Source organism: Leisingera sp. F5, from assembly GCF_001593695.1.
Window position 1 is genome coordinate 1 of the sequence record NZ_LUKH01001232.1, and the last position, 1,175, is coordinate 1,175.

The window sequence follows — 1,175 nt, forward strand, 5'->3', positions numbered from 1 at the left end:
GCGTTATTCTGGGTGTGGCGCGGATGAACGGGGTGCTGGAAACCGATTATCAGAACCGCATCATCCGGGTGCAGACCGGGCGCACCAATCTGAGTGTTTCCGGCGCAGTGGAGGAGGAAGACTTCTTCTATGCGCCCGACCCGTCCTCGCAGCTGGCTTGTGCCATCGCGGGCAATATCGCCATGAACTCGGGCGGGGCGCATTGCCTGAAGTACGGGGTGACGACGAACAATCTGCTGGGAGTGACCCTGGTGATGATGGACGGCACTGTAGTGGACATCGGCGGTGCACATCTGGACGCCGGGGGCTTGGACCTGCTCGGGGTGATCTGCGGCAGTGAAGGCCAGCTGGGCGTGGTGACAGAGGCCACCCTGCGCATCCTGCGCAAGCCCGAAGGCGCGCGGCCCATTCTGGTCGGCTATGACAGCAATGAGGTGGCAGGGGCCTGTGTCTCGGACATCATCAAGGCAGGCGTCTTGCCGGTCGCCATCGAATTCATGGACCGGCCCTGCATTGAGGCCTGCGAGGCATTTGCCAAGGCAGGTTACCCAAAATGCGAGGCGCTGCTGATCATTGAGGTTGAGGGCAGCCCGGCGGAGATAGACCACCAGCTGGGGCTGATCATTGAAATTGCCCGGTCCCACAATCCGGTAGAACTGCGCGAAGCCGGCGATGCGGACGAGGCCGCCCGCATCTGGCTGGGCCGCAAGTCGGCTTTTGGCGCCATGGGGCAGATCAACGACTACATGTGTCTCGATGGCACTATCCCAGTGTCCTCGCTGCCGTTTGTGCTGCGCCGGATCGGCGAGATGAGCCGGGAGTTCGGGCTGGATGTGGCCAATGTGTTCCATGCAGGCGACGGCAATATGCACCCGTTGATCCTGTTTGACGCCAACAAGCCTGGCGATCTGGAAACCTGCGAGGCTTTTGGTGCTGAGATCCTGAAGCTCTGTGTCGAAGCGGGCGGCTGTTTGACCGGCGAGCACGGGGTGGGGATCGAGAAACGCGATCTGATGCTGTACCAATACACTGCCGAGGACCTTGAGGCGCAGTTGAAGGTCAAGGATGTGTTCGACCCGAAGTGGCTGCTCAATCCGGCCAAAGTGTTTCCACTGTCAGCGACCCAAGATCGCCGGGACGTGGCGCTGGCTGCTGAATAATGGGGGCTTTGCCCC

The 1,175-nt window shown here is 61.4% G+C and carries 1 protein-coding gene; it reads left to right on the forward strand.

The features are described 5' to 3' along the window. Positions 1-1,160 (forward strand): FAD-linked oxidase C-terminal domain-containing protein (locus tag A2I95_RS40395; protein ID WP_291737945.1); only part of this gene is annotated, 1,160 nt, incomplete at its 5' end. Between the last annotated feature and the right edge of the window lie 15 nt (positions 1,161-1,175).